This window comes from Steroidobacter sp., assembly GCF_016790065.1.
GTDB lineage: Bacteria > Pseudomonadota > Gammaproteobacteria > Steroidobacterales > Steroidobacteraceae > Steroidobacter.
This window is the reverse complement of sequence record NZ_JAEUPY010000559.1, coordinates 1-12,635: the sequence shown is the minus strand read 5'-3', so window position 1 is coordinate 12,635 and position 12,635 is coordinate 1. Positions and strand designations below refer to the sequence as shown.

The following is a 12,635-nucleotide window of genomic DNA, read 5'->3' as shown; positions in this document are numbered from 1 at the left end:
CATTTGGGGCGGTCTGTGGACGTTTCCGCAGTTCGATGAGCGCGAAGCTGCGTTGACGTGGATGGAACAGCACACCGGCGATGGGTCGCTGACGACGCAGGCGTTGCCGACGTACTCACATTCGTTCACTCACTTCGAGCTGCACTTGGAACCCATTCTGGTTCGCAATGCGCGCGAGCAGTCAGTCGTTGCCGACGCCGAGCGTTATTGTTGGTACGACGTGCGCCAACCGGCCAAGATCGGGCTTGCCAAGCCGGCGGTGGATTTGCTTCGCAGCCTCGCCGAGCACGGCGACTGAACAGTTATAATTTGCCGCGATCAACGCGGCGGAGTCGGGTCATGGCGAGAATGGTCAAGTGTGTGTTGTTGGGAGTCGACGCCGAAGGGCTCGACTACGCGCCGTATCCTGGCGAGCTGGGGCAGCGCATTTATGAGAACGTTTCCAAGGAAGCGTGGCAGCGCTGGTTGAAGCACCAGACCATGCTGCTCAACGAATACCGGCTCACGCCCATCGAGCCCAAGGCGCGTAAATTCCTGGTTGCCGAAATGGAAAAATTCTTTTTCGGCGGCGGTTCGGACAAGCCGCAGGAATTCACGCCCAAAGAGGACTAACTGGCTTTGCGCTGCCAGTGAGTATCGACCAGCGTCCGCAGTTGCTCGGCTACGCGCTCGAACTCGGCTGAAATGGTTCTCAGCTCTTCGTTCCAATCATTGCGACCGCCAGCCCGGGCTCGCGTTTCCACGTCCGCGGTCAACAAGCCGAGTCGATCCACGTGCATGTTGTTGGCGGCGCCTTTGAGTTTGTGAGCCGCTCGCGCCAACTGATCCGCGTCCTGGCGATGCACCGCGGCGCGCATTTCCAGGATCGCTTCTTCGCCACCCATGATGAATGCACCGACCAGCTCGGCGGCGAATTCCTGATCGTCGCCGACCACTTCCTGTAGCCGCGCCTTGAGCGCTTCGTCGAAGTGGCGGCTCAGCGGCGCGATCACGGTCGGCTCCATGTCCGCATTCGAGCCGCTCATGAATCGGTCGAGCACGTCCTGCAGGCGCGATATATCGAGCGGCTTGGTGAGATAGTCATCCATGCCCGCTTCCAGACAGCGCTCCAGCGTGCCCATCATTGCGTTTGCCGTCAGCGCTACGATGGGTGTGCGGCGACCGTCGCCTTCGGTCTGGCGAATCAGCCGCGTAGCTTCCAGACCGTCCATCACCGGCATCTGCATGTCCATCAACACGAAGCCGTAGTTGTTGCGTTCGTAGGCATCGACGGCTTGTTTGCCGTCGCCGACCACATGCACTTCGCAGCCCAACCGTTCCAGGAAGCGGCGCGCCACGCGCTGATTGATGGCGTTGTCTTCCACCAGCAGCACTCGACCTGAGTAGACGCGCTTGACCTCGTTCGCGACCAAAGTGCCGCGAGTGATGATGGGCTGGCTGTGCATGTGCCAGTCCTCGGCCTCGCGCGACAGAGCACGATTCAAACAATCCAACAGCTCGCGCGTGCGCACCGGCTTGGTGAGGTACGCGGAGAAGCCGATGTCGGCAAAGCGTTGCATGTCGCCGGAACGATCCAGCGAAGTCAGCAGCATCAAGCGCGTGGGCGCAATGTCGGGCGACTTCATGATTTGCTCGCCGAGCATCGCGCCGTCCATGTCGGGCATTTGATAATCGAGCACGACAGCATCGAATGCGCCGTGGCCGGATCGCAATGCCTGCAATGCTTCATTGGCATGCGCAGCCGTGACGACTTCGTAGCCTGCGTGCACCATCTGACTCGACAACACGCGACGATTGGTCTCGTTGTCGTCGACCAGCAGAATACGACGGCCCTGCTGAAGCGGCGCCGCCATCGGTGCCGTGTCGATCATGCTGGCGGGTTCTTCCAGCGGCAGCGTGAACCAGAACGTCGAGCCCTGACCGACTTCGCTTTGGGCGCCGGTTTGTCCGCCCATCATCTCGACCAGCTTGCGCACGATGGACAGGCCGAGGCCGGTGCCGCCGAAGCGACGCGTGGTCGACGAGTCCGCTTGGATGAAGGGCTGGAACAACTTGTCCAAGGATTCTTGGGGAATGCCGATGCCGGTGTCGCGCACTTCGAAGTGCACCAGTGCGCGGCCGTTCTGGCGGCCGAGCAAACAAACTTCCAGCACGACTTCGCCGCTCTGGGTGAACTTGATGGCGTTGCCCACCAGGTTGAGCAAACACTGGCGGATGCGCTGCGGATCGCCGAGCACGCGTTCCGGGACTTCCGGCCGCACGTTGACCACCAGCTCCAAGCTCTTGGCCGCTGCCTGGAACGCCATGATGGAGCCCACGTCGTCCACGTTGGAGCGCATGTCCAGCTCGATGTTTTCGATGTCCAGCTTGCCGGCTTCGATCTTGGAAAAATCCAGGATGTCGTTGAGGATGGTCAGCAGCGAGTCGGCGCTGGCGCGAATGGTCTCGGCATAATCGCGTTGTACGCGGTCCATGCCGGTGTCCAGCAACAAGCCGGTCATGCCGATGATGCCGTTCATCGGCGTGCGAATCTCATGGCTCATGGTGGCCAGGAACGAGCTCTTGGCGCGGCTGGCTTCTTCGGCTTCCTCGGCCGCACGTTCCATGGCGACGCGAGCGGCGCGCTCATGCGAGATGTCGTGAATCGAACCGGCCAGCCACAGCGGCCGATCGTCAGCGTCGCGTTCGGAGCTGGCGCGCGAACGCACCCACAACCAATCGCCGTCTTTCTTACGCAGTCGATATTCGATGTCGTACGGCACGCGATGTTGCAAGTGATCGCTCATCGCCTTGCCGACGATGGCGCCGTCATCGGGATGCACGAAGGCTTCCGGCCGGCCTTCATCGTTGCTTTCGGTACCGTCGTAGCCGAGCATCAGGCGGAAGCGCGGCGAGTGCCAGATTTCACCGCTCATCAAATTGAATTCGAACAGCGCGTCTTGAGTACCGGAGACGGCGCGCTGGAACCGTTCCTGCGCTTCCTTGATCTCGGTGGCCTGGCGTGAGATTTCTTCCTTGGCCTGCTCTTCCTTGGTGACGTCCCAGTCGATACCGAGCACGCTGACTGCCTGCCCCTGCGGGTCGCGCAGGATGCTGGCGTGGAATTGGATGTTGCGTGTCTTGCCCTTGGCGTCGACCATGCGGTAGCGCTGGGCCAGCACGGTTCGCTGGCTGAGAATGGCCTGGCGAAACATTTCCTGCCAGGTGGCCTGTTCGTCGGGATGCACGAACTTGCGGGCGAATTCCTGGCCAGTGAGGGCGCAGCTGCCGCCGACGCGGCGGACCATCGGACAGCCTTCGTCGATGACCAGCTTGTCCTCGGCGATGTTCCATTCCCACACCGACAGGCCGGCGGATTCGTTCGCCATGCGCATGCGGTCGACCATGCGGCGATTGATGCTCTCCGCGGCTTCGGCACGTTCCAGTGCCGTGCGCAGCTCGGCCGTTTCATTGCGCGAACGCATGGCTTCGGCGAGTGCCATCGTTTCCGCTTGCGTCTTACGGAGATTGGCGGAGCCGAAGAAGGCCGTAACGAAGATGGCAAACACCGCCACCGCATGGCTTTCCAGATAAGCCCACCAACCGCCGTGATAGGGCGAGATGATCGGCGAGATCAGCAAGCACACCGCGCTGACGAAACCGATGACGCTGACATGCCAATGTCGATTGGACGACAGCGCCAGGATCACCGCCAGCACATAGCCGATGCCGATGACCGAATCCTGCACATTGACCAGGTCCGCAGCGAACACCAACGCGCAGATCGCGAACAGCCAGGGCAACAAGTTGCGACGATCGGTCGATACGCCATCCATCCCTTGGGACAGCAACTGGCGCCGCTCTTCCTCAGGCAGCGCAATCAGCGAGCGCAAGTAATAGCGCAGCCCGAACACGCCCAATAGCAACAGGCCCACCAGGATGTAACCCAGCGCGCTCGCCGACAGATACGATTGGCCGAAGAAACGATTGATGGTCGCGACCTCGCGTTCCATCGACAGGTCGATCAACAGTGCACCGCCGGCGCGGTCGGGCACCGCATAGAACAGATGCGGCGTACCGGCTACGTCCTGGAAATGGACATAGGGTTGTTTGGTACGAGTGCGTAGCTCGGCCACCGCAGCGGCGCCGATGCTGTCGTTGGGCTCAGCCTGGGTGCCATTCAACACGCCCGGGAAATGGCGGGCGTTGAACGCCTGAGTGAAGGTGTCCAGTGCTTGCGCCTGATCTCGATGCGCCAACAAGGCTTCGCTGAGCGCATACGCCTTGGTAATGGCCACTTCGCTGCCAATGTTCTGGGCCGCCACCTGCTTTTGTTGCAGGAACGGTGCGCCGGCCACCGACAACACCAGGACCAGCACCAGAATGGCGACGACCGAGCTTTGTCCGGCAATGACTGCGAGTAGGTTTCTTGATTGTTTCATCGCCACTCCAAGCGATGCGTCCTCCCGAGGGGCGCAGTACATGCAGTGCGAAGAATTGCGGCAAGTACCGCCGTCGCGTTATGACCGATCGTCGCTGCGGCGATGCGGATTTGTGACGCGACTCCCACTCTGGGTCACTGAGGAGCAGCCTCAGCGACCCCACTTGAGGGTAGATCTGGTTGACTTATCCAGCCGCTATTTGGCCAGGAAGTCCTTGGTCAGGGTCAGCATGGCCCGCACGCCGGTGTTCATCCCGGCCTCGTCCAGATAGAACAGTGGCGAATGATTGAAGGGCGCCGTGGCGGCATCCTTGCCCGGCGGCGTGACGCCGATCCAGAAGTAGATCGACGGCACCTGGGTGCCGAAGAACGAGAAGTCGTCGGCCACGGTCTGCAAGCCGATCAACTTCACCTTGTCCTTGCCCACCAGTTGTTCGAACAAGGGCAGCGCGCGGTTGGTCAGCTCCGCGTCATTGACCACCGGCGGCAGGGACACTTCGGTGCGCGTCTTGACCTCGGCCTTGGCGCCACTGGCCTCAGCGATCTTGCCGGCGGTGGTCTGCATGCGCTTGACGATGTCGTCGCGCATGCCGGTATCGAAGGTGCGGATGGTGCCGATCATTTCCACCGAATCGGGAATGATGTTGAAACGGATGCCACCCTTGATGGCGCCCACCGTGATCACGGCCGGCAACTGAGTGATGTCGATCTGACGCGAGACGATGGTCTGCAGACCGGTGATGATCTGCCCCGACACCGTGATCGGATCGACGCCGGCCCAGGGCCGCGAGCCGTGCGTCTGGCTGCCGGTGACCACGATCGAGAAAGCGTCGGAGCCGGCCATGAGCGGGCCAGGCTTGTAACCGATGGTGCCGCTGTTGAGCGAGGCCATCACGTGCAAGCCGATCATCGCGTCGGGCTTGGCGAGATCGAACACGCCTTGTTCCAGCATCAGCCGCGCGCCGCCGCGTTCGCCTTCGGGCGGACCTTCCTCGGCCGGCTGGAATACGAACAGCACCTGGCCGGTGAGCGAATCTTTCATCTTGGTCAATGCTTCGGCGACGCCGAGCAGAATCGCGACATGCGCGTCATGACCGCAGGCGTGCATCACGCCGACTTTCTCACCGCGGAATTCGGCGGTGACCTTGGACTTGAACGGCAGATCGTTTTGTTCGGTGACCGGCAGCGCGTCCATGTCAGCACGCAACGCCACGGTGCGGCCCGGCTTGCCGCCCTTCAGCAGCGCGACCACGCCAGTGAGACCGACCTGGGTTTTCACTTCCAGCCCCAGCGCCTTGAGCCGTTTGGCAACGAAATCCGCCGTCTTCAGTTCGCGATTGCTCAGTTCCGGATTGGCGTGCAGGTGACGCCGCCATTCGATCACGTGCGGCTCGACGGCCTTGGCGGCTGCGTCGATGGCCGAGGTGTCGGCACTGGAAATCATCGGTATCGCGAGTGCCAGCGCGCCGCCGGCCAGGACTGAACGAATGTTTTTAGTGCGGGCGGAACGATGCATGCGGACCTCCGTTGAGCTCGGCGCAGTGTACAAGCCCAGCCCCAGCGGTGGTATTTTTCCAGCATGCGTGTTCTGGCCCTGAATTGCGGCAGCTCCTCGGTGAAAAGCGCCCTGATCGATACGGCGTTGGGGCGGCGCGTGCAAGAACTGCACGTGGAAGTGGTTGCCGGTGCCGATTTCCAGGCCGCGGTGGCTGAGTTGTTAGTGACATATCGAACGTCGGCGCCCATCGAGGCAGTAGCTCATCGTGTCGTCCATGGCGGCGAAAAGTTTGTCGAGCCGACGCGCCTGGACGATGCGGTGTTGAGCGAGATCGAGCAGCTGAATCATTTGGCGCCGCTGCACAATCCGCCGGCGCTGGCCGCTATTCGTCGCGCTCGCTCAGTGCTGCCGGACGCGCCTCACTTTGCCGTGTTCGATACAGCTTTCCACGCGACGCTGCCCGATCACGCGCGAGAGTACGCGTTGCCGGCAGATGTTCGTCAGCGGTTCGGCATTCGGCGCTTTGGTTTCCATGGCATCAATCACAGCCATGTTGCTCAAAGCGTCTCGGCTCATTTGCAGATCGATGTGACGAAACTGCGCATCATCTCCTGCCATCTCGGCAACGGTGCGAGTGTCACCGCGATAGAGCAGGGCCGTAGCGTCGACACCAGCATGGGCATGACGCCGCTCGAAGGTTTGGTGATGGGCACGCGCGCCGGCGATGTGGATCCCGGGGTGTTGTTACAACTGCGCCGCGCCGGACATCTCGACGCTGACGAGCTGGATGAGTTGTTGAACAAACGTTCCGGCTTGAAGGGACTGGCTGGCACCAACGATATGCGCGAGATCGAGCGCCGGGCCAGTGCGGGAGATCAAGACTGCGCGCTGGCCATCGCGGTGTATGTGCATCGGATTCGGAAGTACATCGGGGCGTATGCCGCCAGCATGGGTGGCGTGGATGTCATTGCATTCACAGCCGGCGTTGGCGAACACAGTGCGCTGATTCGGCGCCGGTGCCTGGAGCGGTTGGAGTTTATCGGTGCGTTGCTCGATGTAACTCGGAACGAGGCCGTGAAGCTCACTAGCGATCAGCCGGTCGCGATATTGAATGTCAGCGCGTCGAAGGTGCAGCTGCTCGCCGTCCGCGCCGACGAAGAACTCGCCATCGCGCAGGCGGCCGCGGCTGCGCTCAGCTAGCTCGCGACTTCCAGCGTTGTCGCTCTCAACCAATCGATCACTTTGGACAACGCCGCTAAGCCTTCATCGCCGGCCGCGCGGCTGTCGTTATAGATCTTCAACTGCTGGTGCGCACTCGTGCCTTCGTTGAGGATGCGCTCTATCGGCTTGAGTGCCGTCGTGCAGTCGAGCCGATCGATTTGATCGGCACAGGCACTCAGCAGATCCTTCACCACCGTCGCGACCGGCACGACTTCGTTGGATGTTTCCAGAATGAACTCGGCTTTGGTGCCATCGCGCTTGGCGCGCCAGCGATTCTCATCGATGAGTCGCCGCGTGTGCGTGCTGTGTACCTTGCCCATGTCTGGATTCGCCACCAATGTCGCCACCAGGCACCGATACAACGCCGCTATGGCCAGCGCATCGTCCAGTCGCGTGCAAACATCCGCGATCCGCATCTCCAAGGTCGGAAACCTCAGCGCCGGGCGAATCGCCCACCACAGCTGGCTCGAATCGGTGATCGCGCCAGCGGCCTGCATGCGACTCGCGAACGCTTGATAGTCTGCTTCATCGCGAAAGAAATCGGGAATGCCGCTACGAGGCCATTCATCGTACAGCGCTTGCCGATAACTCAGCAGCCCGGTGACGCGATGATTCCAGAACGGCGACGACGTGCTCAGCGCCAGAAATACCGGCAGCCAATGCATGGCTCGGTTCATCACATCGACGCGGTCGACGTGCTCCGGAATGGCCACATGAATGTGTAGCCCGCACACCAGATTGCGCTGAGTGACGATACGGAAGTCAGCGATCAGCTTGTCGTAGCGGCGCTTTTCCGTGATCAATTGTTCCTGCCACACGCCGAGCGGGTGCGTGCTCGCGGCGATGAGCTGTAAGTCATGGCCGGCAACCACTTCACTCAGCTCACGCCGAGTGCGCGACATGACTTCGCGCGCCTGGTCGTGACTATGCAGAATCGGGGAGGCAATCTCGATCTGTGATTGCAACAGCTCGGACGTGACGATGTCGCCGAGTTTGGCTCTCGCGTCGCTCATCAGCTGGTCCAAGGCCGGCGTGCCGAGCGCGCCGCTGGCGGCATCGACCAGAAAGAACTCTTCTTCGATGCCGAAGGAATGCTCGAATGACGCCATGAGTTATTGAGGCGGATGCTGCGGCGGAATGACGGGCGGCACGGTCTGCAACCAGCGCAGCACGTCACTGACCCCGTTCAACCGATGACGAGCCAGCGTCGCGGCCGCTGGGCCGACTCGAATCGACACGCCGTTCATCTCATTCACCACCTCGAAGGCATCTTCGTCGGTGACGTCATCGCCAATGAACACCGGCGTGCGGCCGATGAAAGGCTGTTCTTGCATGAATGAGGTGATCGAGCTGCCTTTGGTCCACGCACCAGGACGCAGCTCCAGCACGCTTTTGCCTGCCTGCAAAGCGAAGGTTGGGCCGAGATGCACCAGCACCTCGTTCATGACCTTGTACACCTCGTCTTGCATTTCCGGCGCGCGTCGGAAGTGCATGGCGACCGCGTAATGTTTGTCTTCCAACAACAAGCCTTCATGACTGCGCACGAACTCGGCGAGCCGGTTGCGCACGTGCGCGATGGCCGCCGCGTCGACTTCAGGTCGTAACACATGATGCTCGGCTGTGCGTCGCTCGCAGCCATGCACGCCGGATGCGATGAAACGCAACGGCGAGAACAGCTGATCGAGATTGGCCAGGCTACGACCGCTGACGAGCGCCAGCGCCCCGTCGAGGCGCCAGCGCACTTCATCGAGTAATTGTTTGAGACCGGTGGGCACATGCACTCCCTGCGGTGTCTCGGCAAGCTCCAGCAACGTGCCGTCGACATCCAGGAACAGTGCCCACCCCGGACTATTGTGAGCCGCAGAATCCGACATGAGTCCTACTGCAAGCGCGCCGGCTCGAGCAGCTGTACGCTGAACTGCTTGTTGGGATCCATCCACACGCGTTTGACGGCCAGCCCAGCGGTTGCCGCCAACTCAGCGAAGCTGTCGAGTGTGTACTTGTGGCAGTACTCGGTACGCAAATGTTCGCCGCGACTGATGCGTACTTTTTCGCCGCCCAAGTGCACTACCTGCTCGCGTTTGCTCACCAGATGCATCTCGATGCGGCTTTCGTTCTCGACCCACACGGCCAGATGATCGAACGCGTCGAGGTCGAAATCTGCGCCGAGCTCACGATTCACGTGGCGCAGGGCGTTGATATTGAATTCAGCGGTGACGCCGGCCGCATCGTCATAGGCTCGCTCCAGCACGCGCGGATCTTTGCGCAGATCGATGCCGATCAGAACTGCGCCGTTCTGGCCCACCAACTCGCGCATGCGAGCCAGCAACTGGCGCGCCTGCGACTGTTCAAAATTGCCCAAGGTCGACCCTGGGAAGTACACGATGCGACGTGGCGCCGTGCGGATGAATTGCGGCAACTCGAAGTTCTGCGTGAAGTCGGCGCACACCGGCAAGATGTGCAGATTCGGATAGTCTTTCGCCAACGCACCCGCGGCCGAAAACAAATGTTCGCGAGAAATATCCACCGGCACGTAGGCCAGCGGATTTTCCAACTGATCCAGCAGCAAGCGCGTCTTCAAACTGGTGCCGCTGCCGAATTCGATCATGGCCGCTTCCGGCCCGATGTGTTGGGCCATCTCGGCCGCATGGCCGTGCATGATCTGCAGCTCGGTGCGAGTGATGTAGTACTCGGGCAGTTCACAAATGTTGTCGAACAGGAACGAGCCGAGCTCGTCGTAGAACCACACCGGCGACAATTGCTTGGGCTGTTTTTTCAGGCCGTCCAATACATCTTCGGTGAGCGCGTCATGGGTCGACTTGGCGGGAACGGTACTCGGATGTTTTGCCATCGTGCTTCCTTCGCTTACAGGTCGCGCGCCAGGCGCACACCCATGAATTGCCAACGAGCCTGGGGATAAAAGAAATTTCGATACGTGGCACGCACGTGATCCGCCGGCGTCACGCACGAGCCGCCGCGTAACACCACTTGGCTACACATGAACTTGCCGTTGTATTCGCCGAGCGCGCCGGACAGCGGTCGATAGCCGGGATAGGCGCTGTAGGGCGACGCGGTCCATTCCCACACGTCGCCGAACATTTGTTTCAAGCCCGGCTGATCGCCCGCCGGCAGCGGCTTGAGCATGTCGGTCTTCAGCAAGTTGCCACGCACCGGTAACGATTCTGCTGCCAGTTCCCACTCCGCTTCGGTCGGCAAGCGCGCGCCGGCCCAACGCGCGAACGCATCGGCTTCGTAGTAGCTCAAATGACAGACCGGCGCGGCGGTGTCCAAAGACTGCAGACCTCGCAAGGTGAATTCCGCATCCAACGCGGGCGTCCAGTAGAACGGCCGGCTCCAGCCTTCCTGAGTCACTGTGCTCCAACCGTCCGACAACCAGAACTCGGCGCGGCGATAACCGCCGTCGCGCATGAACTCCAGATACTCGCCGTTAGTGACCAAGCGGTCGCCGAGCGCATACGGTTCCACCAGAGTGCGATGACGTGGGGTCTCATTGTCGAAACAAAAGTGCTTGCCGGTTGCACCGATCTCGCGCACGCCGCCTTCGAAGGTCAGGAACTGCATCTGGCCGGAGGCGCGCACTTCGGTGGCCGGCTGCGGCTTGCGCGAGTAGGCGGGCAGCAGCGGGTTACGCGACAGCAGGTGCTTCAAGTCGGTGAACATCAGCTCTTGGTGCTGCTGCTCGTGGTTCAAGCCCAGCTGCACCAGCGGGTTGAGCTGATCGTCGTCCTCGTCGCGCGAATCGAGCAGCTTGAGGATGTGGTCGTCGACGTGCTTGCGATACGCGAACACCTCTTTGACCGTGGGCCGCGTCAGCAAGCCGCGCTCCGGGCGCTGATGCATCGGCCCGACGGCCTGGTAATACGAGTTGAACAGGAACTCGAAGCCCGCCTGGAACGGCTGATAGCCAGACAGCAGCGGCCGCAACAGGAACTGCTCGAAAAACCAACTGGTGTGCGCCAGATGCCACTTGGCCGGGCTCGCGTCCGGCATGCTCTGGACCACGTAGTCCTCGACTTCCAGCGGACTACAGATGGCCAGCGACGCCTCGCGGATGCGGGTATAGCGGCAGGCCAGGGGTTCGTGTGAGCGATCGGCGAGGGGAGTGGCTGCCGGCTGTACCGCTGCCATGAAGGGACTCCTAATTAAGTGTGGCCTGGACGGATGCCGGGATGGGGCCGTAACGCCCGGCCACACCGAAAAGTTGCAAATCCATGTAAACCGCGGGGTTAGCTGCGTAGCCGACCCCGATCTGGAGCCGGCCTGGGCCCCGCACTAGCCCGAGGGGTGGAGTATAGAACCGTAAACCTGACAGCTCGCGCCGCCATTTGCGTGCGGTTTTTTCTTGACGCCTCGCCGGCCCCCCGCTCTAATACGCGCCCGCTCCGGCGCATGCCGCCGTAGCGCCTCACCAGGCCCCGACCTCGTCGCCGGCCACACCCTGATGGCCGGGTAGCTCAGTTGGTAGAGCAGCGGACTGAAAATCCGCGTGTCGTTGGTTCGATTCCGACCCCGGCCACCATTCAATCAATGACTTGCATGCGCTTCAGGCGCCGTCCTGTCTAATATCGCCAGCCCTGTCTAATTTTTTACTCGCGCACTTCGCGCCAGTTCAAAAGGGCCACTTGCCATCGATTACCGATCCACACGGGGTCGGTCTGTTCGCGTTGCCTCAACCACGCCGCGTTTTTGCCAGAGCGCGGGCGCTAGTTCTGCACCTGAGGGCCCGTTCTTCGGTTCCGCCACCAGTATGATAAAGTATGAATAAGTATGCTCCCGTGGTGTGATCGGATATTCGCTATGGCCATTGAACGCATGACAATCGCTTTGCCTTCCGAGATGGCTGACGTGCTGAAGTCGGCCGTTGCGGCGGGTCAATACGCCTCAACCAGTGAGGTCGTGCGTGAAGCGCTGCGTGAATGGACAGCGAAGCGGCAGCAAGGGGAATTGGCGGCGCTCAAGAGAGACATTGAGCATGGCCTGGCTGATCTTAAAGCCGGCCGCGTTCGCGACTTCAGCGCCGACGAAGCCATTGCGCGCGGGAGAAAATTATTAGCTACTCGCTCCGGATCACCGAAACGGCGCTGAACGACATTGCCGAGGTCTACGTCTATATCGCGTTCGATTCGGCCGAGTCCATTGCGACGGACTATGTGTCCAAGCTCGAGCATGCTTTAGAGCCGCTGCGAGACCTGCCGACGATGGGCTCGCCCCGCAACGCCCTCGGCGAGGGTGCCATGTCGTCTCAACATGACGGCACGCGCAACTTCGTGGAGGCCAGGGCATTCGAGTAGCGCGATCCTTCGCTTCATCGAATCAGAGTTAGGTTGTTTCCGGCTGCTCGACAGTGGCCGGCTCTTCGCCCTGCTGCCAAAGCGTGTTGATCTCTTCGATCAGGCCGTCGAGCATCGCTTCGGAGTAGCCACGGTGGATGGCTGCGATCTTGCCGTCGCGACCGATGATCACCATGTGTGGAAT

The 12,635-nt window shown here is 61.3% G+C and carries 11 protein-coding genes and 1 tRNA gene; 6 read left to right on the top strand and 6 right to left on the bottom strand.

The genetic code is table 11. The annotated features are described in order from the left end of the window. A partial coding sequence (locus JNL55_RS23020) for an NUDIX domain-containing protein (protein ID WP_293859541.1) occupies positions 1–298 on the top strand: 298 nt, incomplete at its 5' end. 41 nt (positions 299–339) lie between these two features. Continuing rightward, positions 340–612: an oxidative damage protection protein gene (locus JNL55_RS23015; protein ID WP_293859538.1), complete on the top strand. Its 273-nt coding sequence runs from the start codon at positions 340–342 to the stop codon at positions 610–612. Here JNL55_RS23015 and JNL55_RS23010 read toward each other — a convergent pair. Both JNL55_RS23010 and JNL55_RS23005 read right to left on the bottom strand, forming a co-directional pair. Continuing rightward, positions 609–4,421 (bottom strand): response regulator, encoded by a 3,813-nt coding sequence (locus JNL55_RS23010; RefSeq protein ID WP_293859535.1) that lies wholly within the window; start codon positions 4,419–4,421, stop codon positions 609–611. The genes JNL55_RS23015 and JNL55_RS23010 overlap by 4 nt on opposite strands. Before the next feature lie 195 nt (positions 4,422–4,616). After that, the gene (locus JNL55_RS23005) at positions 4,617–5,936 is read right to left on the bottom strand and encodes an amidohydrolase (RefSeq protein WP_293859532.1); all 1,320 of its coding nucleotides are present in this window, start codon (positions 5,934–5,936) and stop codon (positions 4,617–4,619) included. A 99-nt stretch (positions 5,937–6,035) separates the two neighbouring features. Between JNL55_RS23005 and JNL55_RS23000 the strand changes: the two genes are divergently transcribed. Further along, on the top strand, positions 6,036–7,118 hold the full coding sequence (locus tag JNL55_RS23000; protein WP_293859529.1) for an acetate/propionate family kinase: 1,083 nt from the start codon (positions 6,036–6,038) through the stop codon (positions 7,116–7,118). Here the strand turns inward: JNL55_RS23000 and JNL55_RS22995 are convergent. The 4 genes from JNL55_RS22995 to egtB are packed head-to-tail and all read right to left on the bottom strand — an operon-like array spanning position 7,115 to position 11,288. Next, positions 7,115–8,248 carry a carboxylate-amine ligase gene (locus JNL55_RS22995; RefSeq protein ID WP_293859526.1) on the bottom strand — a complete coding sequence of 378 codons (1,134 nt, stop codon included), beginning with the start codon at positions 8,246–8,248 and terminating at the stop codon, positions 7,115–7,117. The genes JNL55_RS23000 and JNL55_RS22995 overlap by 4 nt on opposite strands. A gap of 3 nt (positions 8,249–8,251) precedes the next feature. Continuing rightward, positions 8,252–9,013: a trehalose-phosphatase gene (otsB, locus tag JNL55_RS22990; protein WP_293859523.1), complete on the bottom strand. Its 762-nt coding sequence runs from the start codon at positions 9,011–9,013 to the stop codon at positions 8,252–8,254. 5 nt (positions 9,014–9,018) lie between these two features. Continuing rightward, complete coding sequence (gene egtD / locus JNL55_RS22985) at positions 9,019–9,990, bottom strand: L-histidine N(alpha)-methyltransferase (RefSeq protein WP_293859520.1); 972 nt, start codon at positions 9,988–9,990, stop codon at positions 9,019–9,021. A 14-nt stretch (positions 9,991–10,004) separates the two neighbouring features. Further along, positions 10,005–11,288 carry an ergothioneine biosynthesis protein EgtB gene (gene egtB / locus JNL55_RS22980; RefSeq protein ID WP_293859517.1) on the bottom strand — a complete coding sequence of 428 codons (1,284 nt, stop codon included), beginning with the start codon at positions 11,286–11,288 and terminating at the stop codon, positions 10,005–10,007. 315 nt (positions 11,289–11,603) lie between these two features. Between egtB and JNL55_RS22975 the strand changes: the two genes are divergently transcribed. The 3 genes from JNL55_RS22975 to JNL55_RS37490 all read left to right on the top strand — a co-directional run bounded on the left by JNL55_RS22975 (position 11,604) and on the right by JNL55_RS37490 (position 12,451). Next, positions 11,604–11,679, top strand: a tRNA-Phe gene (locus JNL55_RS22975). A gap of 278 nt (positions 11,680–11,957) precedes the next feature. Continuing rightward, positions 11,958–12,245 (top strand): type II toxin-antitoxin system ParD family antitoxin, encoded by a 288-nt coding sequence (locus JNL55_RS22970; protein ID WP_293859514.1) that lies wholly within the window; start codon positions 11,958–11,960, stop codon positions 12,243–12,245. Next, complete coding sequence (locus tag JNL55_RS37490; protein WP_415923144.1) at positions 12,206–12,451, top strand: type II toxin-antitoxin system RelE/ParE family toxin; 246 nt, start codon at positions 12,206–12,208, stop codon at positions 12,449–12,451. Before JNL55_RS22970 ends, JNL55_RS37490 begins: the two co-directional genes overlap by 40 nt. The last annotated feature ends 184 nt before the right edge of the window (positions 12,452–12,635 follow it).